Source organism: Thalassospira indica, assembly GCF_003403095.1.
GTDB classification, from domain to species: Bacteria; Pseudomonadota; Alphaproteobacteria; order Rhodospirillales; family Thalassospiraceae; genus Thalassospira; species Thalassospira indica.
Genome location: NZ_CP031555.1, coordinates 2,744,120 through 2,767,568, shown reverse-complemented (window position 1 = coordinate 2,767,568; position 23,449 = coordinate 2,744,120). Strand labels below are relative to the sequence as shown.

General features: G+C 55.3%; 21 protein-coding genes. 15 read left to right on the top strand and 6 right to left on the bottom strand.

Annotated elements, in window-relative coordinates; genetic code table 11:
* Positions 1–8 precede the first annotated feature (8 nt).
* Positions 9–581, bottom strand: a complete 573-nt coding sequence (locus DY252_RS13105) for an anthranilate synthase component II (RefSeq protein WP_064789121.1) — start codon at positions 579–581, stop codon at positions 9–11.
* Positions 582–849: 268 nt separating this feature from the next.
* Here DY252_RS13105 and DY252_RS13100 point away from each other — a divergent pair, with 268 nt between their 5' ends.
* The gene (locus tag DY252_RS13100; RefSeq protein ID WP_064789122.1) at positions 850–2,064 is read left to right on the top strand and encodes a divergent polysaccharide deacetylase family protein; all 1,215 of its coding nucleotides are present in this window, start codon (positions 850–852) and stop codon (positions 2,062–2,064) included.
* A gap of 68 nt (positions 2,065–2,132) precedes the next feature.
* Here DY252_RS13100 and trpE read toward each other — a convergent pair whose 3' ends face one another.
* Together trpE and DY252_RS13090 are read right to left on the bottom strand one after the other, a co-directional pair.
* Positions 2,133–3,632: an anthranilate synthase component I gene (gene trpE, locus DY252_RS13095; protein WP_064789123.1), complete on the bottom strand. Its 1,500-nt coding sequence runs from the start codon at positions 3,630–3,632 to the stop codon at positions 2,133–2,135.
* 94 nt (positions 3,633–3,726) lie between these two features.
* Positions 3,727–5,622, bottom strand: a complete 1,896-nt coding sequence (locus DY252_RS13090) for a peptidyl-prolyl cis-trans isomerase (RefSeq protein ID WP_064789124.1) — start codon at positions 5,620–5,622, stop codon at positions 3,727–3,729.
* A 341-nt stretch (positions 5,623–5,963) separates the two neighbouring features.
* On the opposite strand from DY252_RS13090, the gene tpiA reads away from it, so the two are divergent.
* The 12 genes from tpiA (at position 5,964) to DY252_RS13030 (ending at position 19,555) form a co-directional block, all read left to right on the top strand.
* Positions 5,964–6,719, top strand: a complete 756-nt coding sequence (gene tpiA, locus DY252_RS13085; protein ID WP_064789125.1) for a triose-phosphate isomerase — start codon at positions 5,964–5,966, stop codon at positions 6,717–6,719.
* 134 nt (positions 6,720–6,853) lie between these two features.
* Positions 6,854–7,195: a preprotein translocase subunit SecG gene (gene secG, locus DY252_RS13080; protein ID WP_064789126.1), complete on the top strand. Its 342-nt coding sequence runs from the start codon at positions 6,854–6,856 to the stop codon at positions 7,193–7,195.
* Positions 7,196–7,321: 126 nt separating this feature from the next.
* Positions 7,322–8,950 (top strand): CTP synthase, encoded by a 1,629-nt coding sequence (locus DY252_RS13075; RefSeq protein WP_064789127.1) that lies wholly within the window; start codon positions 7,322–7,324, stop codon positions 8,948–8,950.
* Between the two features lie 58 nt (positions 8,951–9,008).
* Complete coding sequence (kdsA, locus tag DY252_RS13070; protein ID WP_064789128.1) at positions 9,009–9,866, top strand: 3-deoxy-8-phosphooctulonate synthase; 858 nt, start codon at positions 9,009–9,011, stop codon at positions 9,864–9,866.
* Between the two features lie 110 nt (positions 9,867–9,976).
* A complete protein-coding gene (eno, locus tag DY252_RS13065) occupies positions 9,977–11,248 on the top strand; it encodes a phosphopyruvate hydratase (RefSeq protein ID WP_064789129.1) in 1,272 nt (423 codons plus the stop codon).
* A gap of 316 nt (positions 11,249–11,564) precedes the next feature.
* Positions 11,565–11,927, top strand: coding sequence for an FtsB family cell division protein (locus DY252_RS13060; RefSeq protein ID WP_082923499.1), 363 nt, complete (start codon positions 11,565–11,567; stop codon positions 11,925–11,927).
* Between the two features lie 573 nt (positions 11,928–12,500).
* The gene (gene pdhA / locus DY252_RS13055) at positions 12,501–13,514 is read left to right on the top strand and encodes a pyruvate dehydrogenase (acetyl-transferring) E1 component subunit alpha (protein ID WP_064781473.1); all 1,014 of its coding nucleotides are present in this window, start codon (positions 12,501–12,503) and stop codon (positions 13,512–13,514) included.
* Between the two features lie 53 nt (positions 13,515–13,567).
* Positions 13,568–15,022, top strand: a complete 1,455-nt coding sequence (locus DY252_RS13050; protein ID WP_008891170.1) for a pyruvate dehydrogenase complex E1 component subunit beta — start codon at positions 13,568–13,570, stop codon at positions 15,020–15,022.
* 64 nt (positions 15,023–15,086) lie between these two features.
* The gene (locus tag DY252_RS13045; protein WP_064789130.1) at positions 15,087–16,424 is read left to right on the top strand and encodes a pyruvate dehydrogenase complex dihydrolipoamide acetyltransferase; all 1,338 of its coding nucleotides are present in this window, start codon (positions 15,087–15,089) and stop codon (positions 16,422–16,424) included.
* A gap of 95 nt (positions 16,425–16,519) precedes the next feature.
* Positions 16,520–17,917: a dihydrolipoyl dehydrogenase gene (gene lpdA / locus DY252_RS13040; protein WP_064789131.1), complete on the top strand. Its 1,398-nt coding sequence runs from the start codon at positions 16,520–16,522 to the stop codon at positions 17,915–17,917.
* Positions 17,918–18,042: 125 nt separating this feature from the next.
* Positions 18,043–19,041 carry a lipoyl synthase gene (lipA, locus tag DY252_RS13035; protein ID WP_008891167.1) on the top strand — a complete coding sequence of 333 codons (999 nt, stop codon included), beginning with the start codon at positions 18,043–18,045 and terminating at the stop codon, positions 19,039–19,041.
* 49 nt (positions 19,042–19,090) lie between these two features.
* Complete coding sequence (locus DY252_RS13030) at positions 19,091–19,555, top strand: type II toxin-antitoxin system RatA family toxin (protein ID WP_008891166.1); 465 nt, start codon at positions 19,091–19,093, stop codon at positions 19,553–19,555.
* Positions 19,556–19,564: 9 nt separating this feature from the next.
* Here the strand turns inward: DY252_RS13030 and DY252_RS13025 are convergent, their stop codons facing one another.
* Both DY252_RS13025 and DY252_RS13020 read right to left on the bottom strand, forming a co-directional pair.
* Positions 19,565–20,059 (bottom strand): CinA family protein, encoded by a 495-nt coding sequence (locus DY252_RS13025; RefSeq protein WP_197482581.1) that lies wholly within the window; start codon positions 20,057–20,059, stop codon positions 19,565–19,567.
* Between the two features lie 30 nt (positions 20,060–20,089).
* Positions 20,090–20,584: a phosphatidylglycerophosphatase A family protein gene (locus tag DY252_RS13020; RefSeq protein WP_064789132.1), complete on the bottom strand. Its 495-nt coding sequence runs from the start codon at positions 20,582–20,584 to the stop codon at positions 20,090–20,092.
* Between the two features lie 223 nt (positions 20,585–20,807).
* Between DY252_RS13020 and DY252_RS13015 the strand changes: the two genes are divergently transcribed.
* Together DY252_RS13015 and DY252_RS13010 are read left to right on the top strand one after the other, a co-directional pair.
* Positions 20,808–22,133: a M23 family metallopeptidase gene (locus DY252_RS13015; RefSeq protein ID WP_064789133.1), complete on the top strand. Its 1,326-nt coding sequence runs from the start codon at positions 20,808–20,810 to the stop codon at positions 22,131–22,133.
* Positions 22,093–22,548 carry a bactofilin family protein gene (locus DY252_RS13010; protein ID WP_064789134.1) on the top strand — a complete coding sequence of 152 codons (456 nt, stop codon included), beginning with the start codon at positions 22,093–22,095 and terminating at the stop codon, positions 22,546–22,548. The genes DY252_RS13015 and DY252_RS13010 overlap by 41 nt, the downstream gene beginning before the upstream one ends.
* Positions 22,549–22,685: 137 nt before the next feature.
* Here DY252_RS13010 and DY252_RS13005 read toward each other — a convergent pair whose 3' ends face one another.
* On the bottom strand, positions 22,686–23,384 hold the full coding sequence (locus tag DY252_RS13005) for a haloacid dehalogenase type II (protein ID WP_064789135.1): 699 nt from the start codon (positions 23,382–23,384) through the stop codon (positions 22,686–22,688).
* Positions 23,385–23,449 lie beyond the last annotated feature (65 nt).

Below are 23,449 nucleotides of genomic sequence, written 5' to 3'. Positions count from 1 at the left end.
GGTGCGAATTATGCACCGGTATAGTCGATAAAATTCTTAAGCAGGGCGTGGCCATGTTCCGAAGCGATACTTTCCGGGTGGAACTGGACACCATGAATTTGATGGGTCTTGTGACGCACACCCATAATCAGACCATCTCCGCTTTCGGCGGTGATTTCAAGGCTGTCGGGCAAAGTTTCGCGTTCAATCACCAGCGAGTGATAGCGGGTGGCCTCAAACGGGCTGGGCAGGCCTTTAAAAACGCTGGTACCAGCATGTTTCATTGCATCGGTTTTGCCATGCATGCATTCGGGCGCACGGACCACCTTGCCGCCAAAGGCCTGACCGATGGATTGATGCCCCAGACACACACCGAGCAATTTGACCTTGCCTGCCGCAGCCTTGATCAAATCAAGGCAAATGCCCGCCCGTTCCGGGTCACACGGGCCGGGGGAAATGACAATGCCCTCGGGATTGAATGCCATAGCCTCATTGACGGTAACCTCGTCATTGCGGCGCACTTCGACCTCTGGGCCGAGTTCGCGCAGATAGTGCCACAGATTGAATGTGAAACTGTCGTAATTGTCGATGAGGAGATACATCGTCGGATGGGCCTGTCTACATTAAGGTCGGCAGAGAATAAACGCCCGTGTCGCTACGTCAAGCAGAAGCAGAGCAAGGGTTTTTTGCGACCGGGGTGTCTTTGATCATCGCGTAAATGATCCTTTAACCGTGCGCTAACCAGAACTGTTTTAAAAACGTGAAAACACAAACCGACTTGATCGGTATATAATCACCATATGGGAAGGGGCCAAACCGTGTGTTTGGTCGCTACGAGCATCCCAGCCAACGAATACTGGAGACCACAGCGTGGCACGCCGGGCAACGACCGCCAAACGTAAGAAGGCGGCACCCAAGAAATCCACTCGTAAAAAGACCGCCCCGAAAAGGAAATCGGGCGGCATTGGCCGCCTGATGCTGGGCGGGGCCTTTGTTGCGGGCACGCTTTCGGCTATTATTGCCGTTGGCAGCATGCTTGAACTTGATCGCGCGTCGGATGAATTTGGCCGCGCAGCGGATCAAGGTGCACCGAATTATGCCCTGGCAGAGCCGGAGCCGACCCCGAAGCTTCGCAAGGATTACAGGCTTTCGGAAAATGCCAATGTTTCCGAACGCGGACGCACGGGATATCTTGTCGGCGAAAATAACGAAACGACGCGATCCACCGGGCAAGGCGGGCAGGGTCTGACGGACTTTGTGCCAGCACCGGCCGCGCGCAAACCGGCCCAGGCCGGGGATATCCTTCCTGGCGATAGCGGCAATGATGTTCCGGTCGCAACCGTTGGCCCGACAAATCAGCCGTGGCAGAAATATGCCGCGCTGACACAGGATACTGGCGACAAGCCGGTGATTGCGATTGTGATTGATGATGCCGGCCTTGATCAGCCGCGCACCGCCAAGACGGTCGATCTGCCGGGGCCGATCACGATTTCCTATCTGCCCTATGCCCGTGATTTGCAGGCACAGGTCAATGCCGCGCGCAAGGCCGGTCATGAAGTGATGTTGCATATGCCGATGGAGCCGTCATCCGCATCGGTTGATCCGGGGCCGCATGCCTTGCTGGCAAGCTATGACCGCCAGACGATCCTTAATGAAATGACCTGGATGCTGGATCGTTTTGATGGCTATGTCGGTGTGAATAATCACATGGGCAGCAAGTTTACCGCCGATCCGGAACGCATGAAAATCGTCATGGAAGTGATGAAATCACGCGGCCTAATGTTCCTTGATAGCCGGACCAGCGCAGACTCGGTCGGCTATTCAACGGCCAGCAGCTTTGGCGTCCCGGCAATCACACGTGATATCTTTATTGATGATGCCGATGATGCGGCCAAGATCGCCGATATGTTGGCCCGCACCGAAAATGTCGCCCGCAAACAGGGCTTTGCGATTGCGATTGGCCATCCGCGCGATCTGACAATCGGGGCGCTTAAAACATGGATCCCCGAAATTCAGGCCAAGGGCTTTGTGCTGGTGCCGATTACCGATGTGTTGCGCCGGTCGATGCGAAGTGTTACCGGCTAGGTTGACCTAGCGGATATGAAAAAGGGCTGCAGTGATTCTGCAGCCCTTTTTGTTTGCGCGATCGAAGATCAGGCGAAGCGATGGGCTTCGCGGGCAGCGGCCATCAGCGCACCAGCCTTGTTCTGGCATTCCTTGTGTTCGAGTTCCGGTTTGCTGTCGACGACGACACCGGCACCGGCCTGAATATGGATTTTTTCGTCCTTGATGACGGCGGTGCGAAGCGCAATGCAGGTATCCATCGAGCCGTCGGCCGAGATATAGCCGATGCACCCGGCATAGATGCCACGGCGCACCGATTCCAGTTCATCAATGATTTCCATGGCGCGGACCTTGGGCGCGCCCGAAACGGTTCCGGCCGGGAAACCAGCCTTGAGCGCATCCATGGCGTCATATTTGGTTTCGTCAATCTGCCCGACCACGTTAGAGACGATGTGCATGACGTGGGAATAGTATTCGATCTGTTCGCGGTCGGTGACGCGGACGGTGCCCGGTTTGGAAACGCGCCCGACATCATTGCGGCCAAGATCGAGCAACATCAGATGTTCGGAGCGTTCCTTGGGATCGTCGAGCAGGTCCTGGGCCATGAGTTTGTCGTCATCGGGCGTTTTGCCGCGCCGACGGGTACCGGCAATCGGGCGAATGGTGACTTCGCCGTCGCGGAGCCGCACCAGGATTTCCGGGCTGGCACCGACGACCTGAAACCCGCCGATATCAAGATAGAACATGAAGGGTGACGGGTTGATGCGGCGCAAAGCCCGGTAAAAGGCAAAGGGCGGGAGCTGATAGGGCAGCGTGTAGCGCTGTGACAGCACCACCTGAAAGATATCGCCAGCGCGAATATAATCCTTGGCCTTTTCGACCATGTCGTGGAACCCGGCCTCGGTCACGCTGACCGCAGGCTCCGGCAGGGTATCGGGCACGGATTTGGACCGGCGGTCGATAAACAGATTGCGCTGGAACTGTTGGACCACGTCATTAAGACGCGCGCAGGCCAGATCATAGGCCGCATCCGCCGAAATGCCGCTTTCCGGGCGCACGGGCGTCACCACGGTAACCGTGTCTTCGATGGTGTCAAAACTTGCCGTCACGGTCGGGCGGATGAAAATGCCATCCGGGACATCAAGTTCGTCCTTGTTGCTGTCAGGAAGCTTTTCCATCAGGCGGACGGTGTCGTAACCCATATAGCCGACCAGACCGGCACTCATGGGCGGCAGGTTGTCGGGCAGTTCGATATGGCTTTCGGCGATCAGTTTCTTGAGGCTTTCGAGCGGGGCGTCATCCTCGGCCACGAAGGCGTCGGCATCAGCCATGGCGCGTCGGTTGAGTTCGGCCTTGTTGCCAAAACAGCGCCAGATCAGATCGGGCTTGAGACCGAGGAAGGAATAGCGCCCGCGGACCGATCCGCCTTCAACAGATTCAAGCAAATAGGTGTTTGGCATGCCTTCGGCGATCTTGAGGAATGCCGAGACCGGCGTATCAAGATCAGCGGTCAGCGCGGTCCAGAGAACCTGCGAAATGCCGTTGTCGTAGTTTTGCTTGAAACTGGTGAAATCCGGTTTGATTTCCATGATTTGTCCGCTGGTTGGGCTTGGTCCGTTTGGCGACGGCGTCTTTGAGATAGAAAAAGGGCGACCGGATTTTCCGGTCGCCCCTGGATGCGTATCAGTTTGCAGCGGTCGGCTGATAAAGCTCGTTGATCACGCTGTTATTGACGCTGACCGAGATTTCCTCGTTCAGGTAGTTGAGATACTGCGCAAGGATGTCTTCGTTGAGCGCTTCCTTGAGCTCGTCATTTACCGGTGCGGCATCGGCGGTGTTGATGTCGGCGGCCTGAATTTCATCAAGCTTGACGATCATGACGTCTTCGCCGGTCTGGATGGCTTTGGCCTTGCCGTCTTCAAGGGTGAAGAGGGCAGCGGCAATCGCCGGGTTGACGTCATCTGCAAGACCACGGCCGGTACGACGGGTCAGGCCGGTTTCACGAACGTCTGCCCCGTCTTCGGAGGCGAGGGTTGCGAGATCAGCACCGGACGTATTGATGTTGCCAGCCAGTTCTTCGGCCTTTTCCATCATCAGGCGTTGGCGTTCTTCGGCGGTCCAGGCGGCGACAACTTCGTCGCGGACTTCGTCAAACGGACGAAGCGCCGACGGAGTTACGTTTTCAACACGAACGACATAGCGCGTGCCCGAAGCGGTTTCTTCGAGGAAGCTTTCCTCGCCATTTTCGAGCTCGAAAATCTTGGCGTTGATTTCATCGGCACCATCGACATCCTGACCAGCAAGGCCTTCGCCGCGGACAACACCATCAAGCTTGTAGGTCTTTGCGCCAACATCGCGTGCGGCATCTTCGATCGGGGTGCCGGCACCGAGTTCTTCATCAAAGGTGGCCGCCAGATCATAGATGGCGTCTTCGGCTTTGAACTGTTTGAGGCCGTCAACAATGATGTCGCGGACTTCATCGAGGCTTTGCGTGCTGCCCGGGGTGATCGAGGATACGCGAATGATGTGCCAGCCAAGAGCGGTTTCAACCGGCTCGGAGATGCCGCCTTCGTCAAGCGAGAAGGTCGCATCGCTGAGATCCGGCAGGATGTCATTTGCGGTGAACTGGCCAAGTTTGACCATGGCTTCGTCCATGTTCGCGTCTTCCTTGGCGACCGTCATGAAGTCTGCACCTTCCTGCAGGCGCTTATAGGCTTCACGGGCGGTCTGTTCTTCGTTCGGCGAAAACAGGATTTGTTCGACCGTGCGTTTTTCCGGGGTCTGGAATTCTGCCTGACGCTGTGCGTAGGCATCCGCGATTTCATCTTCGGTTACGGTGACGGTCGAAATCAGGTCAGCGGCACTCAGCGTTGCAAGGGTGACATTGCGGCTTTCCGGCGCGGTGAACTGGGCCGCGTTTTCTTCGTGATAGGCACGCAGGGTTGCGTCATCAGCAACCGGAATGTCAGCGAATTCATCCTTGTTCAGTGTAAAGAACGAACCGCTGCGCTGTTCATTGCGGTAAGCGACGATCTGACGCGCCATGATGTCTGGCACCGTTGCCGGGTTGGTCAGGCTGCTGACAACCTGCTGGCTCATCATGTCGCCACGGACACCGTTGATGAATTCGTTTTCGGTATAGCCAGCCTGATACAGGGCCTGCAGGAAGCGATCACGGCTGAACTGGCCGGTGGTCGGATCCTTGAAGCTGTCAGACGAGAAGATCTGATCGCGGACGGCTTCGTCGCTGATGCCGATACCGATGTTTTTGGCATCTTCACGCAGGATCTTCTGGGATACGAGCGACTGCACCGTATTGTTCAGAAGGCCCATCTGAATGGCCTGCTGCTGGTTGAAGTTCGGTCCGAACATGTTTTGCATATTCTGCACGCTACGCTGGAAGGCGCGATCCAGTTCGACCGGGGTGATTTTCTGGCTGCCGATTTCGGCAACTTCACGCGAGGTGCCCAGATTGAGCATCGATGCGTTCAGGCCCCAGATCACGAAGCTCAGTGCAATCACGCCAAAGATGATCTTGGCGAAGATTGATTTCGAAAATGTGCGAATGCCAGCAAGCATATGATAAGCCTAACAATCCGTGGTTTGACGCCAAAATCAGGCTTTGACGTCGTTTCATTATGGTCGCCCGGCCGACGCGATAGACGAAAAGGTCCGAGCAAATTTGCCGCGCATCTTAATGGCGAGTGTTATCAGCGGCAACAGGCGATTGTATAGAAGATGACAGCAATCACACTCTAAATGCGCGATCAGGTGTTTTCGGGTACTTGGCCCCGATGTGCTGGCATGCTAAAACCCGCGTCGAACCAGATCTTGTAACAAATGGTAACGGCTTCGAAATGGCCGCGATGAATTTGATACATTGATAATATGTGAACCTGATCAGCACGAGGTATCGTCCCATGACCCAACGCCGTCCCCTGATTGCCGGAAACTGGAAAATGAACTGTTTGCGTGCAGACGGTCTTGCGCTGGCATCAAGCCTGGCAGCAAAGGCATCTGAAAAAGGGGATCTTGGCTGCGATATTCTTGTATGCCCACCCGCAACGCTTCTTTCGGATGTTGTCGGGGTGACACATGGCAGTGTGGTGGCGGTTGGCGGGCAGGATTGCCACGTCGCGATTTCTGGTGCGCATACTGGTGATCTGGCTGCGCCGATGCTGACCGATATCGGGGCGCAATATGTTCTGGTTGGACATTCCGAACGCCGCGCCGATCATGGTGAAAGTTCGACCGATATTCGCAAAAAGGCGATTGCCGCCCATGACGCCGGCCTGATCGCGGTTGTCTGTGTTGGCGAGACCGAGGAAGAACGCGATCTTGGTGCGACACTGCCGGTGGTGAACGGGCAGGTGGCAGTATCGCTTCCGGACGGGGCGACGGCCAAGAATACGGTTGTCGCCTATGAGCCGGTCTGGGCGATCGGGACCGGGCGCACGGCAAGTGTTGAAGAAGTTGCCGACGTGCATCGAGCGATCCGTGCGGAACTTGTGAAACGGTTCGAAGACGGAAATGAATTCCGTATTCTTTATGGTGGCTCGGTCAAGCCGTCCAATGCCAAAGAATTGCTGGGCGTTGAAGATGTCGATGGGGCGCTTGTCGGCGGGGCGAGCCTTAAGGTTGAAGATTTCTGGCAAATTATTGAAAGTTGCGCTTAAATCATACCCAAGCAGATTTAATTCAATATGCTCTAGCCAACAGCCATAAAACGCGTTAAATACGCATCAAATTTATGCCCGATCCGGGCCAAATTGCGTTTGGATCGGTAGATTAGGACAAGAGTTTCGACACCATGCAAACAGTTATTCTGGTAATCCACCTTCTTCTTGCGCTCGGCCTGATTGCCGTGATTCTCGTGCAGCGCAGCGAGGGCGGTGGGCTTGGTATCGGCGGTAACAGTGGCGGCGGCGGCGGTGGCGGCGGCTTCGGCGTGATGAGTTCACGCGGTGCTGCGAACCTGCTGACCCGTACAACCGCGATCCTTGCAGGCGCATTCATGATCACCAGCATCATCCTTGCCCTTCAGTCGAATACCCATAGCCAACCGGCCTCGATCCTGGATCAGGCGCCGGAACCGGCCCCTGCGGTCACCGAGCCTGCCGAGGACACCGGTCCCGCAGCTCCGACCCGATAAACAAATTAACCGACGACCTGAGGCGGCAAACTTGCCGCCTCAATTTTTGATTGTTGTATTCCCCGGTTCGTGATGCACTGAATGGCATCGAACCGAGGCTTTGTGCTTTGAGATGAGGCCAAGATAATGACTCGTTTTATCTTTATTACCGGTGGCGTGGTTTCCTCGCTGGGCAAAGGTCTGGCTTCCGCTGCTTTGGGGGCGTCCCTGCAGGCACGCGGCTTTACAGTTCGTCTGCGTAAACTCGATCCGTATATCAACGTCGATCCGGGCACCATGAGCCCGTACCAGCATGGCGAATGCTATGTGACCGAAGACGGTGCGGAGACCGACCTTGATCTTGGCCACTATGAACGTTTCACCGGCGTATCATCGCGCCGGTCCGACAACGTCACCACCGGTCGTATCTATTCCAACGTGATCGCGCGTGAACGTCGCGGCGATTACCTTGGCGGGACTGTGCAGGTCATTCCGCACATCACCGACGCGATTAAGGAATTCGTCATGTCCGATGCGACCGAGGATTTTGTCCTGGTCGAAATCGGCGGCACGGTGGGTGACATCGAAAGCCTTCCGTTCCTTGAAGCCATCCGTCAGATGGGCAATGACCTTGGCGATGGCCGGGCGCTGTTCATGCATCTGACACTTGTTCCTTATATTTCGTCTGCCGGGGAGCTTAAGACCAAGCCGACCCAGCACTCGGTCAAGGAACTGCAGAGTGTTGGTATTCAGCCTGATATCCTGCTGTGCCGTTGTGATCGCGAAATTCCGATCAATGAACGCCGCAAGATTGCGCGTTTCTGTAACGTCCGCGAAGCAGCGGTTATTCCGGCCTATGACGTTGACAATATCTATCAGGTGCCGATCAGCTATCACCAGTATGGTCTGGATAACGAAGTGCTTTATCACTTTGGCCTGCAGGCGCAGGAACCTGATCTGCAGCCGTGGGAAGATATCTGCAACACCATCCGCAATCCGGAAGGTGAGGTCACCATCGGGATTGTCGGCAAATACATTCAGCTTCCCGATGCTTATAAGTCGCTGACCGAAGCACTGACCCATGGCGGGATCGCCAACAAGGTGCGTGTGAAAGTGGAATGGATTGCGTCTGACGCGCTGGAAAAAGAAGGCAACGTCAACGAAATCCTGTCCAAGCTTGATGCGATCATGGTTCCGGGCGGCTTTGGCGAACGTGGCACCGAAGGCAAGATTGCTGCGGCCCGCTATGCCCGTGAAAACAATGTTCCGTATTTCGGGATTTGCTTTGGCATGCAGATGGCGGTCCTGGAAGCGGCCCGTAACCTTGCCGGGCTTAAGGATGCGTCCTCGTCCGAGTTTGGCCCGACCAAGACACCGCTTGTCGGTCTGATGACCGAGTGGGCGAAAGATGGTGGTTCGGTTGAACGTCGTTCGGATGATGATGACCTTGGCGGCACCATGCGCCTTGGCAATTACGAGTGCAAACTTGTTGAAGGCACCCGTGCGCGCGAGATTTATGACAGTGAAACCGTTCTGGAACGTCACCGTCATCGCTATGAAGTGAACGTCAACTTCATGGGCCAGCTTGAAGAGAAGGGTCTTAAATTCTCAGGGCTGTCGCCGGATGGCCGTTTGCCGGAAATCGTCGAATATCCGGATCATCCGTGGTTCATCGGTGTGCAGTTCCACCCGGAACTGCGTTCGCGTCCGCTGGATCCGCACCCGCTGTTTGTTTCCTATATCAAGGCCGCCAAAGAGCGCAGCCGTCTGGTATAAGCCTGGTATCTGAGTGCCAGAACAAACAGCCACAAGTGATCGACAGAAAGTCAGTGCAATGACCGAAATTAAAACCGTCAAAGTCGGCAATATCGAAATCGCCAACGACAAGCCGTTTGCCGTTCTGGCAGGCCCGTGCGCGATCGAAAGCCGTCAGCACGCGCTCGAGATGGCCACAGCCCTTAAGGAACTGTCCGAAGGGCTTGGCATCGGGCTTGTTTATAAAAGCTCGTTTGACAAGGCCAACCGGACCAGCACCACGTCCAAGCGCGGTGTTGGCCTTAAGGAAGGTCTTGATATCCTGGCCGAGGTCAAGGAAGTCACCGGGCTTCCGATTGTGACCGACGTGCATTTGCCTGATCAGTGTGCGGCAGTGGCCGAGGTTGCCGATATCCTGCAGATCCCGGCATTTTTGTGCCGTCAGGCCGATCTGTTGCAGGCAGCTGGCAAAACGGGCCGTGCGGTTAATGTCAAAAAGGGTCAGTTCCTGGCACCTTGGGACATGGTCAATGTGGCCAACAATCTGGCTGCGACCGGCAATGAAAACATCATGCTCTGTGACCGTGGGACCAGCTTTGGCTATAACACGCTTGTCACGGACTTCCGTGGACTTCCCACCATGGCCCAGCAGGGCTATCCGGTTGTCTTCGATGCCACCCATTCGGTTCAGCAGCCGGGCGGACAGGGCACCTCATCAGGTGGCCAGCGCCAATTTGCGCCCGTTCTGGCCCGTGCGGCCGTATCGGTTGGTATCGCAGCACTGTTTATCGAAACCCACGATAACCCGGCGACGGCCATTTCCGATGGCCCGAACCAAATCCCGTTGAACAAGCTTCCCGAAGTTCTTTCGGTTCTGATGGAACTGGACAAAGTGGCAAAAGCCAATCCGGTCCGTCTGGACATGTTTGACGCATGAATATCAAATGCCGCCAGTCAGTGATTGGCGGCATTCTTTTTTGCTGTAACCTGCATACCTGATAAATACAAACAGGTATGGTTCCTACCAGTGAGGAGAACGTTTCTGTCATGACCGCTATTATCGATATTCGCGGCCGCGAAATCCTTGACAGCCGTGGTAACCCGACGGTCGAGGTTGATGTCACCCTGGAAAATGGCGCCTTTGGTCGTGCTGCCGTTCCGTCGGGCGCATCTACCGGTGCGCACGAAGCCGTTGAACTGCGTGACAAGGAAGACCGCTATCTCGGCAAGGGTGTGACCAAAGCGGTCGCATCTGTGAACGGTGAAATCTTTGAAGCGCTGGCGGGCATGGATGCCGAAGACCAGCTTGCCATCGATAACGCCATGATCGAGCTTGATGGCACCGAAAACAAAGGTCGCCTGGGCGCAAATGCCATTCTTGGTGTGTCGCTTGCCAATGCCAAGGCCGCAGCCGAAGACGCCGGTCTGCCGCTGTATCGTTATGTTGGTGGGTCCTTTGCCCGCACGCTGCCGGTGCCGATGATGAATATCATCAATGGTGGCGAGCATGCCGACAACCCGATTGATGTGCAGGAATTCATGGTGATGCCGGTTTCGGCAGAAACCGGTTCGGATGCCATTCGCATGGGTGCGGAAATCTTCCACAACCTGAAAAAGGCTTTGTCGGCAGATGGTCTGAACACCAATGTCGGTGACGAGGGCGGCTTTGCGCCGAACATCGCATCGACCGAGGCTGCCCTCAGCTATGTCATGAAATCGATCGAAGCTGCTGGCTATCGGCCGGAAGAAGACGTGGTGCTGGCGCTTGACGCGGCATCGACCGAGTTCTTCAAGGACGGCAAATACGTTCTGGCCGGTGAGGGCAAGTCGCTTGACCCGAGCGAGATGGTCAAGTACTGGGCCGACCTTGTTGGCAAATACCCGATCTTCTCGATCGAAGACGGCATGGCCGAAGATGACTGGGATGGCTGGGCCGAATTGACGGCCGCCATCGGCGCCAAGACCCAGCTTGTCGGTGATGACCTGTTTGTCACCAATCCGAAACGTCTGGCAGATGGCATCAAGAAGGGCGTTGCCAACTCGATCCTCGTCAAGGTCAACCAGATCGGCACACTGTCGGAAACGCTGGAAGCCGTCGAGATGGCACATCGTGCCGGTTACACGGCTGTGATGTCGCACCGTTCGGGCGAAACCGAAGATGCGACCATTGCCGATCTGGCGGTTGCCACCAACTGTGGTCAGATCAAAACCGGTTCGCTGTCGCGTTCTGACCGTATGGCAAAATACAATCAGCTGATCCGCATCGAGGAACTTCTTGATGCTGGTGCACACTTCCCGGGTCGTTCGATCCTGAAGTAAGGGCTGCTGATATTTCGACTGCGTAACAGGCCGCTTCCCGATCCGGAGGCGGCCTGTTTTGTATGGGCGCCAAGTGATAAATTCGAATATCAGGATTAGTGAATTGAGCGTAATCGCGCAGCTTTGCGCAGATTGCTTAACTCTATTTTTACCCGAATATGCGCATGGTTACGGGTAATCTTGCCGGTTTTCCCGACTTGTCCGATGGTAAATCATTGTCAGACAAGCGAAATAACGTATGTGGTTTTTACGTTATGTGGCCGGAACGATATATTTGGTCATCACGTCGCACAGATGTGCAAGGGGCATAAGGTAAATGTCGTCCAGTTCACCGGTCATTCTTCGCCTGAAACAGGCTGTCGCACCGGTAATTGCATTTACCGTGATGGCGTATTTCATCTTCCATAGCGTCGAAGGCGAACGCGGGCTTTTGAATTACTGGTCGATGCAAGACCGCGTCAGCCAGATCACCCAGGTTCTTGAAGAAACGACCGAGCGCCGCAAGTTGCTTGAACAGCATGTGCTTTCGCTGCGTGCCAGCCACCTTGATCCGGATCTGCTTGATGAGCGCGCACGTGCGATGCTGAATGCCGCCCATCCCGACGATGTGATCATCTTCCACCATGATGGCTACAGCGATGTCATCACGGCTGCGGCTGCGGCTGCCGACGCCAACTGAGCCTGATGCCTGATGCCCGACGCCTGCCTTTAAGTGGGTGAGGGATCTGGTACGAAAGAATCCGCTGGCGGCACAATCGTATTTCTCTGCGTAAAATGGCTCTGTACTGTTGACCAGATCACAGTTTGACAGAAATTTTGGGTTGTGAATTGTGTTCAGCAATAATCGCAAACGGGTAAGTCGTTGTTTAAACTGACTTCTGGTTTAGGGCGCTATTTTGCCAAACCAAGTAGAGGTCATTGATATACAATGCATTCTTTCGGTTGTTTTCCGTTTTGCGCTGCTATGCGGTATTATCCCCGCGAAAGCATAGCATTTGTGACGCAGGGGAATGAACGAGTTTTAAAGCAGGCGTCCAAGGTGCTGAAAATCCTGCAACTCTGTAAAAACGCGTAAACTCAAAGATTAACTAAAATTAGGTTTATTTGTGATTGTGCGTTGCAAAACAACAGTTTAATCGAAGTTAGATTGCTTGCCCTTGTGGTCTGTTTTCGGTAGTCATTTCGGTGGTCCAGTACCGAATTAAGCACTCATACATGATGCTTAAGCGATAGCCATCCACCGGGAGGAAATATGGCGACCACACCAAAACGCAAACGCGGCACGACGCGCGCCGACAATCAGGCGAGCAGTGACGATCTCCTCAAATATTACCGTGAAATGCTTCTGATCCGTCGCTTTGAAGAAAAAGCCGGTCAGCTGTATGGCATGGGTCTCATTGGCGGTTTCTGCCACCTTTATATCGGGCAGGAAGCCGTTGTTGTCGGCATGCAGGCCGCCGCATCGAACGAAGATGGTGTTATCACCAGTTATCGCGATCACGGTCATATGCTTGCAACCGGCATGGATGCCGCCGGTGTGATGGCCGAACTGACGGGCCGCGAAGGCGGGTATTCCCGCGGTAAAGGCGGCTCGATGCACATGTTCTCCAAGGAAAAGAATTTCTATGGTGGTCATGGTATCGTGGGTGCGCAGGTTCCGCTCGGAACCGGTATTGCCTTTAGCTACAAATACCGTGGCGAAAACAAGGTTTGCATGACCTATCTGGGTGACGGTGCCGTCAACCAGGGCCAGGTCTATGAAGCATTCAACATGGCCGCCCTTTGGCAGCTTCCGGTGATTTACTGCATCGAGAACAACCAGTATGCGATGGGCACCTCGACCCAGCGTCACTCGTCGAGCCCGGATCTGTATGAACGTGGTAAGGCCTATGGCATTCCCGGTGAACAGGTTGATGGCATGGACGTTCTGGCGGTCAAGGCTGCTGGTGAGCGTGCTGTGGAACATTGCCGTTCAGGCAAGGGGCCTTATATCCTTGAGCTGAAAACCTATCGCTATCGCGGGCATTCCATGTCCGACCCGGCGAAATACCGTACCAAGGACGAGCTCGACAAAATGCGTAAAGAGCACGATCCGATTGATATGGTCAAAAAACTCCTGATCGACGGCGACATCATTGATGAATCCGGTCTGAAAGACATCGACAAGGAAGTTAAAGCCGAAGTCGCAAAAGCGGCCGAGTTCGCGCAAAACAGCCCGGAGCCGGATGTTTCCGAACTGTTTACCGACATTCTGATCGACGCGTGATCGCAAGCTCTGCGAACCGCTTTTGAACGATATTTCCCGGGAGAGAGGGAACAATGCCGATTGAAGTTTTGATGCCGGCCCTGTCGCCGACCATGACCGAAGGCACACTTGCCAAATGGAACGTCAAGGAAGGCGACACTGTCGCATCCGGTGACGTGATCGCAGAAATCGAAACCGACAAAGCCACGATGGAAGTCGAGGCCGTAGATGAGGGCACCATTGGTAAGCTCGTTATCGAAGCCGGTACCGAGAATGTCGCGGTCAACCAAGTGATTGCCTATATCCTTGAAGAAGACGAAGACGCGTCCGCACTTGATAACGTTTCTGCGTCCTCTGAACCCAAGAAAGACGCCGCACCGGCAAAAGAAGAAGAATCTTCCAAGGAAGAATCTTCTGACAAAGCCCCGGCATCGGCATCTTCGAATGCCGCACCGGTTTCTGCCAGTGGTGCGATTGAACGTTCTGACGCTGAGCCGCGCGCAATGAGCGTGATGAACGCGACCCAGGACGAAAAGACCTATACCAGCTTTAAAACCCAGACCGTTCGTGAAGCCCTGCGCGATGCAATGGCCGAAGAAATGCGTTCTGACGAAAACGTCTTCGTCATGGGTGAAGAAGTTGCGCAGTATCAGGGGGCCTACAAGGTTACCCAGGGTCTTTTGGATGAATTCGGTGACAAGCGCGTGATCGATACCCCGATCACCGAGCATGGTTTCACCGGCCTTGCAACCGGTTCGGCCTTTATGGGTCTTAAGCCGGTTCTGGAATTCATGACCTTTAACTTCGCAATGCAGGCGATCGACCAGATCATCAACTCTGCTGCGAAGACGCTGTACATGTCCGGTGGCCAGCTTGGTTGCCCGATCGTGTTCCGTGGCCCGAACGGTGCTGCATCGCGCGTCGGTGCCCAGCACTCGCAGTGCTATGCATCCTGGTATGCACATTGCCCGGGTCTCAAGGTTGTTGCACCCTGGTCGGCCGCAGACGCCAAAGGCCTTCTTAAGGCGGCTATTCGTGACCCGAACCCGATTGTCTTCCTTGAAAACGAAATCATGTACGGTCAGAGCTTTGAAGTGCCTGACGACGAAGATTTCGTCCTGCCGATTGGTCAGGCCAAGATCGAACGCGAAGGGACCGATGTCACCATCGTTGCCTTCTCGATCATGGTGGGCAAGGCGCTTAAGGCGGCCGAGCAACTGGCAGAGCAGGGCATCTCGGCAGAGGTCATCAACCTGCGCACCATCCGTCCGCTGGATGTGAACACCATCGTGCGTTCGGTCATGAAGACCAACCGTCTGGTGACTGTTGAGGAAGGCTGGCACTTCTCGGGTATTGGTGCGGAAATCGCGTCTGTTGCGATGGAACATGCATTTGATTACCTCGATGCACCGGTTGCCCGTGTAACCGGCGAAGACGTTCCGATGCCGTATGCTGCCAACCTGGAGGCGCTTGCGCTTCCGCAGGACAGCCACATCGTCGCCGCGGCCAAGGCCGTTTGCTATCGCTAAGTAAGACGGACAGGGGCTGGTCGCGGGTTACACCGCGCCGCCCCGTTACCGGGAGAATGCGTTCATGCCTGTAAAAGTATTGATGCCGGCCTTGTCGCCGACCATGACCGAAGGCACCTTGGCGAAATGGCACGTCAAGGAAGGCGACACCGTTGAATCGGGTGACGTCATCGCCGAAATCGAAACCGACAAAGCCACAATGGAAGTCGAAGCCGTCGACGAAGGCAAGATCGGTAAAATCCTTGTTTCTGAAGGCAGCGAAAACGTTGCGGTAAACGAAGTTATCGCGTTGCTGCTTGAAGAAGACGAAGACGAAAGCGCGCTTGAGGGTGCGGACACGTCTGCTGCTAGCACGTCTGGCGGCAGTGAAAGTGCGCCGGCCAAGGACGACGCCAAAGAGGAAAAAGCACCAGCAGCAGCCGAAAAATCGGCTTCTGGTGACGACAAGCCGGCACCGGCTGCCCCGGTTTCCGGTGGGAAGCGCATCAAGGCAAGCCCGCTTGCGCGGCGAATTGCCGCCAACGAAGGTGTCGAGCTTTCTGATGTTTCCGGTTCGGGCCCGCGTGGTCGTATCGTGAAACGAGACATCGAAGCGGCTCTGTCGTCGAAACCGGCCGAAAAATCGGCCGCATCCGAAGACAAGAAATCGGCAGATGCACCGGCAGCAGCAAGTGCACCGGCCGCATCTGGCTGGAACCCGGATCTTACCGGTCTTCCGGAATACGAAGAAATCCCGAACAGCGGCATGCGCAAAACCATCGCGCGTCGCCTGACCGAATCCAAGCAGCAGGTTCCGCACTTCTACCTGACGGTGGATTGCGAACTCGACAATCTGTTGGCCACCCGCAAGCAGCTCAATGAAAAGGCGGGCGAGGGTGTCAAGATTTCGGTCAATGATTTCGTCATCCGTGCGGTTTCGCTGGCGCTGAAAAAGGTTCCGGCTGCGAACTCCATCTGGACCGACAAGGCGACCCTGCAGTGCAAGAAACAGGATATCTCGGTGGCGGTTGCCATCGAAGGTGGCCTGATCACGCCGGTTGTTCGTGATGCCGGTTCGAAAGGCCTTGCTGAAATCTCAAGCGAGATGAAGGCACTGGCTGGCAAGGCACGCGACGGCAAGCTGAAGCCGGAAGATTATCAGGGCGGGACCTTCTCGGTCTCCAACTTGGGTATGTTCGGTATCAAGGACTTCTCGGCGATTATCAATCCGCCGCAGGGCTGCATCCTTGCAGTTGGTGCGGGTGAACAGCGCCCGGTCGTCAAGGACGGTGCACTGGCAATCGCCACTGTCATGACCTGCACCCTTTCTGTTGACCATCGCGCGGTCGATGGCGCAGTCGGTGCGGAATTCATGGCCGAATTCAAAAAGCTTATTGAAGATCCGCTGAGCATGTTGCTCTAGGGTCCAAAGTTGCGCGGGGGCTTTAACAAGTCCCCGCAAGCATTTGAATTTAAAAGACCTGTAACCATTAATGGGCAGGCGAAGGAGATCCTACGATGGCGGATAACAATTTCGACGTAATCGTGATTGGCGCAGGCCCGGGTGGTTATGTAACCGCAATCCGTGCGGCCCAGCTTGGCCTGAAAACGGCTGTTGTCGAACGTGAACATGTTGGCGGTATTTGCCTGAACTGGGGCTGCATCCCGACCAAGGCGCTGCTGCGTTCGGCCGAAGTTTATCGCAACATGCACCACGCAAAGGATTATGGTCTTTCATGTGAAAAGCCGTCCTTTGACCTGGATGCGGTGATCCAGCGTTCGCGCGGTGTATCCAAACAGCTTGCCGGTGGTGTTGGTCATTTGCTGAAAAAGAACAAGGTGACCGTGATCAACGGTGAAGCCAAGTTCGACGGCCCGAAAAAGATCGTGGTCGAAGGCAAGGACAAGGGTACCTATACCGCGAAGAATTATATCATCGCGACCGGTGCGCGCGCCCGTTCGCTGCCGGGTCTTGAGGCCGACGGCAAGGTTGTCTGGGATTACAAAAAGGCGATGACACCTGACAAGATGCCCAAAAGCCTTGTTGTGGTGGGGTCCGGTGCCATCGGGATCGAGTTTGCCAGCTTCTATCACACCATGGGTGCGGATGTGACCGTTGTGGAAATCATGCCGCAGATCATGCCGGTTGAAGACAAGGAAGTCGCAGGCCTGGCACAGAAGATGATGACCAAGGACGGGATGAAGATCCTGACCGAAGCCAAGGTCGCGAACCTTAAGCGCAATGCCGATAACGTTGTCGTCACGGTGGAAACCAAGGACGGCAAGAAACAGGAATTGACCGTGGATCGCGTGATTTCGGCCGTTGGCGTGATCGGCAATACCGAAGGTCTTGGTCTTGAAACCACCAAGGTCAAGGTTGATCGCAACGTGATTGATACCGACGAGTATTCGGCAACTGCGGAACCGGGCATCTATGCCATTGGTGACGTTGCCGGTCCGCCGATGCTGGCCCATAAGGCCGAGCACGAAGGTGTCATCTGCATTGAAAAGATTGCCGGTGTCAAAGGCGTTCATCCGCTTGATCCGCGCAAGATCCCGGGTTGCACCTATTGCCATCCGCAGGTCGCAAGTGTCGGCCTGACCGAAGCCAAGGCCAAAGATGCCGGTTATGAAGTCAAGGTCGGCAAGTTTCCGTTCATTGGCAATGGCAAGGCAGTTGCCCTTGGCGAGGCCGAAGGTCTGGTCAAGACCGTGTTTGATGCCAAGACCGGTGAATTGCTTGGTGCGCACATGGTTGGTGCTGAAGTGACCGAGCTGATCCAGGGCTTTGTGGTTGCGATGGGTCTTGAAACGACCGAGGAAGATCTGATGCATACGGTCTTCCCGCATCCGACGCTTTCGGAAATGATGCATGAGTCGGTCCTTGACGCCTATGGCCGTGCGATCCACTTCTAGAGCTTGAGATATTGTGTCGTGCCGGGCGGACATGCCCGGTATGATCACCTTTTACGAATGTCGGTTTGACAAATGCGCGGCGTGGCGGCAAATTGCCGCCCGTCCAAACCTTCGGAGGTAACTCTATGTCGACGGCGCCCAGCGAACAGAAACCCGTTCGTCACCCGGAAAAACAGAAACGGCCAGATCGTCCATCGGGGCGCAAACCGTCCTGGATCAGGGTCAAGGCTCCGACCTCCAAGGGGTATCAGGAAACCCGCGACCTTGCGCGTGGCCTGAACCTTCATACCGTGTGTGAAGAAGCCGCATGCCCGAATATCGGCGAATGCTGGCAGAAGAAACACGCATCCTTCATGATCATGGGCGATACCTGCACGCGTGCATGTTCGTTCTGTAACGTCAAAACCGGTATGCCGAACGCGCTTGATCCGTTCGAGCCGGAAAACCTGGCGATGGCGGTTGCCGACATGCAGCTTAAGCATGTTGTGATCACGTCTGTTGACCGTGATGATCTGGCCGATGGCGGGGCAGCGCATTTTGCCCGTGTGATTGAGGCGATCCGTCACAAGTCGCCGGAAACCACTATTGAAATCCTGACCCCGGACTTCCGTGACAAGCCGGGTGCGGTTGAAATCGTTGCCAAGGCCCGTCCGGACGTGTTCAACCACAATCTTGAAACCGTTCCGCGGCTCTATACCAATATCCGTCCGGGTGCGCGCTATTACCAGTCGCTGCGTATTCTTGATCGCGTCAAACAGATTGACCCAACGATCTTTACCAAATCCGGCCTGATGGTTGGTCTGGGTGAAGAGCGCAAGGAACTGGCACAGGTGATGGATGACCTGCGTGTGGCCGATGTCGACTTCCTGACGATTGGCCAGTATCTGCAGCCGACCCTTAAGCACGAGCCGGTCCACAAGTTTGTGACACCTGATGAATTCAACGAATATGCATCGATGGCACGTGGCAAGGGCTTCTTGATGGTGTCAGCAACGCCGCTAACACGGTCGAGCTATCATGCGGACCGCGACTTCGAGCAGCTTCGTGAAGCGCGCGAGAAGAAGCTGGCAGCTGCGGATGCCGCCAAAGCCAAGGCGGAACAGACCGTAACGGCGGCACAGTAATCCTTTCACCCGTTTAGCCACAGACCACGACGATCAAGGGAGATATCGCGTGCCGACGCATGCAGAGCGCAGGAAACTGCCCTATACGCCGGAACAACTCTTTGATCTTGTCGCGGATATCGATTCCTATTCGGAGTTCCTTCCGTGGTGTGTCGCATCGCGGGTGCGCAAGCGTGAAGGCAATGTGCTTAAGGCGGATCTTGTGATCGGCTTTAAGATGTTTCGCGAGAAATACACATCGAAAGTCACCCTGCAGCGCCCGGATCGGGTCGATGTTGAATATCTGCAGGGGCCGTTCAAGTACCTTAACAATCACTGGGTGTTTGAAGAGGATGAAGACGGAGGCACGTCGCTTGATTTCTTTGTTGATTTCGAGTTTCGATCAGCCCTGTTGCAAAAAATGATCGGCGTTGTGTTTAACGAAGCCGTCAAGATGATGGTCGGTGCGTTTGAAACCCGGGCGCGTGAAGTGTATGGCGAGCCGAACTTGCCGACATCGGAAAATCAGGCCTGAGTCCCAGTCCTAGCGATCCAGCATTTCTTCGATCAGGGCAAAGGCCTTAAGGACTGTTGCCTTGCGCACGGTATGGCGATCGCCGGGAAAGACCGTGTGGGTCGTGATGGTTTCACGCCCCTTGGCTGCACAGCCAAAATGAACAAGCCCGACCGGTTTGGTGTCGGTGCCGCCACCCGGGCCGGCAATGCCGGTGACCGAAACGGCGATGGTGGCATTGGGCGCACGATCAAGCGCACCTTCGCACATGGCACGTGCAACCTGTTCCGATACCGCGCCATGTTCGGCGAGCAAGTCATTGCCAACGCCGATCAGGCTGTGTTTGGCCTCGTTCGAATAGGTGACAAAGCCGCAATCGACCACCGATGAGCTGCCATCAACGCCGGTCAGGGTTCCGGTGATCAGACCACCCGTGCAGGATTCGGCCGTGGCGATCATTTCGCCCTTGGCCTTGCAGCGCGCGATCAGGGCACTTGCCGCATTTAGAAGATCAGGGTCATTCATCATCACGATCATCCGTCCATCAGGTACTGGTCAGGAGCCTGACAGGTCGCCAGTCAGGTAAACAACGCCGACAAGCGCAATCATGGCAAAAACGCCGGCCAGGACATCATCAAACATGATGCCAAACCCGCCGCCCACGCGCCGGTCAACCCAGCGTATCGGCCAAGGCTTGATGACGTCAAATATGCGGAATGCCAAAAAGGCAATCAACAGCCACACAGCATCCATCCAGACAGCGCCAAGCGGCACGACAAGCAGACACATCCATTGACCGACCACTTCGTCAATGACGATCTCGCCGGCGTCATGGATGCCCAGCATGTTGCTGTAAAGATGGGCGACCCAGATGCCGATGGCAAAAACGGCGATGCTGGCGATGATCAATGCCGTGTTCCCGCCATAGGCCCAGATCAACCAGCCAAAAGGCAGGGCGGCGAACGATCCGGCCGTACCGGGTGCCTTCGGGCTTTTGCCGCTATAAAACCAGGTTACGGCAAAGGTGATCATAAATCGGGAAAACGCCATTCTCAGCAAACGCATATGATGTGGAAGATGGCCATAGGTAACACAGCATTTCGCTCTAAGGTGAAGATTTTACTCTTAAGGGTGTGTTAACGGGCTTGCTTGCAGGCCGAGTTACAGGTAGCGTAAAAGAAAAGACGAAAATGTCTCAGGCGGGGTCTAAAGAAACTCTGCATAACCGGGGTAACCGGGATGCATACGGGCAACTAGGGGTTAGACACTGAATATGTCGGCGTTTGAACGCATTCGTCGGTTGGTGGATAAATGGTTTCCGGATCGGCAGTTGCTTCTCCGGTCTAATGATTCCGTTTACCAGCTTCGGCTTGGAAAATACGCGCAGGTCGCACTGGCCTCATTCGGGGCAGCAGCCATAACCTGGACGGTCGGCGTCACAGGTTATAGCTGGTATCTTGATCAGCGCCTTACAATGCGTGAAGAGCAGCTTTTTAGAAGCGAGCTGTCCTATAACCGTCTGATCGCCCGGGTTACCGAAAGTCAGCGCCGCTTTGGCGAGATTACATCCCAGATGGAAGATACCCATCGTAATCTGTTGTCGATGGCGGAAAAGAACCTGCAGCTTCAAGCGCGGGTACAGGATTATACCTCCAAGCTTGCCGATAGCGAGAAGGAGAAAGTGCGGATTTCATCGCTTCGCACGTCGATGGATAACCAGATGAATGCGCTGCAGGGGCAGATTGACGGGATTACCAACCGTAACCTGGCTTTGCGCGATGAACTTGAGACCGTGGAAACCGTGATGTCGCGGGTAATGCGCGAACGTGATCAGGCGTTGCAGCGGTCCAAAAAGCTTCAGGGTGAACTGAGCGAAGCGCGTCAGCGGATCGCTGATCTTCATTCGATCCAGCAGCAAGCGATGCAGCGGGTCGCCCAGACGGCAGACACCACCATTCTCGAGCTTGAGAATGTGCTTGAAATGACCGGCCTGCAGCCGGAAACATTTGTTTTGCCGCCGATGAAGCCGCAGCAGCCCGGCGTTGGTGGTCCGTTCGTGGCGTTTGAGCCTGAACACCCTCAGGACGAGGAATTTGTCAATACGGCGTTGGCGCTGAATGATCGCATGGATCACCTTGCCAACCTGCATGACAGGATCAAGAAGACGCCAATCGGGGAACCGGCGGCGAAATACTATCTATCGAGCTCGTTCGGTAAACGAAAAGACCCGATCAATGGTCGCTGGGCTTTTCATTCCGGTGTTGATCTTGCCGGACCGATCAAGACACCAATTCTTGCAACCGCACCGGGCAAAGTGGTGCATGCGGGATGGAGTGGCAAATACGGGAAGATGGTCGAAGTTGATCACGGAAACGGTATTCGAACCCGTTATGGCCACCTATACAAGGTCCTCGTAAAGAAGGGCGACGAAGTGCAGTACCAGGACCATATCGCCTTGATGGGAAGCACGGGCCGCAGTACCGGTAGCCATGTGCATTATGAAGTTCTGGTCAATAATAAGCCGGTCAATCCTGTAAAATTTATTGAGGCGGGACGTTATGTTTTCAAAAGCGAGCAAGACGACACAAACAACGAATAAAAGTGGTTCACACGGTACTGAGAAAAAGGGTGGCCTGTCGGTCATCAATGCCGATCTTCGTGTGACGGGTGATCTGATTTCGGAATCCGATGTTCAGGTTGATGGTTCGGTCAATGGCGATATTCGCACACGAACCCTGACCATCGGTCAAAGCGGCGAAGTCCGCGGCGAAATCGTTGCCGACAAAATCCGCATTTGCGGCACTGTTATCGGTCAGGTCCGGGCAAAGGACGTTTCCCTTTCCGATACCGCCCGCATGATCGGTGACATTCTTCATGAAAGCCTTTCCATCGAGCCGGGTGCCCATATCGAGGGCCATTGCCGCCGCATCGAAAGTGCTGCCGACGAAGGCGGCCTGACGGTGATCCAGGCGGGGCAGGTGGTTGCTGCCAACGTGAAGAAAGAAAACAAATAATCACTCAAGTGATTTCTGTTGCGGTTTTCAGGTGGCGGGTCCGGCCATGCGCAAAACCGACAGAGAAACCAAAAAAGGCAGGCACCGATATCGGGCCTGCCTTTTTCATGTTTGGGCGTGATTGATCCTGCCGGGCGTTATGCCTTTTGCGGTTCGCCAACCAGCGGCAGCAACTCATCAAGGCCGTTCAGCACCACATCGGCGGTATGCGACAGGCGTTCGGCCGGGCTGTGCGCGCGATTGATCCAGGCGGTGCGGAACCCGAAATGCCCGGCCCCGGCAATATCCCAGCCATTTGACGACTGGAACGAAATTTCGGCCGGTTCGACTTCCAGCTTGTCGACGGCAAGCTGATAGACATCCGGATGCGGTTTGTAGGTTTTGAGATCATCGACACAGATGATCTGATCAAACAGTGACAGAATGCCCGACGATTTGGCCGCCGAGATCAGCATATGCTTGGCACCATTCGACAGGATCGCGAGCTTGTGGCCCTGACTTTTCAGGGTTTTCAGCGTTTCGACCACTTCCGGGAAGGTATCAAGCGACAGATAGGTTTCCATCAGCTTGGCGCGCAGCACCGGATCCTTTTTGCCAATCTGATCAAGAGCGTAATCCAGCGCATCACCGGTCACCGTCCAGAAATCGGCAAACTCGCCCATCAGACTGCGCAACCAGGTGTATTCAAGTTGCTTTTGTCGCCAGAGTGATGAAAGGCGGTCTGCCTCGTCGCCGACGCTGTCGCGCAATTTGGCAACGGCAGAGCCGACATCAAACAGGGTGCCATAGGCATCGAAAACAAAAGCACGGCAGGAAGACAGTGCGTTATCGGACATATTGCTGACCTCTTCTGACAAGCAGTGTTGATCAAATATGGGGCAATTGCGCGCAGGCGCAAATC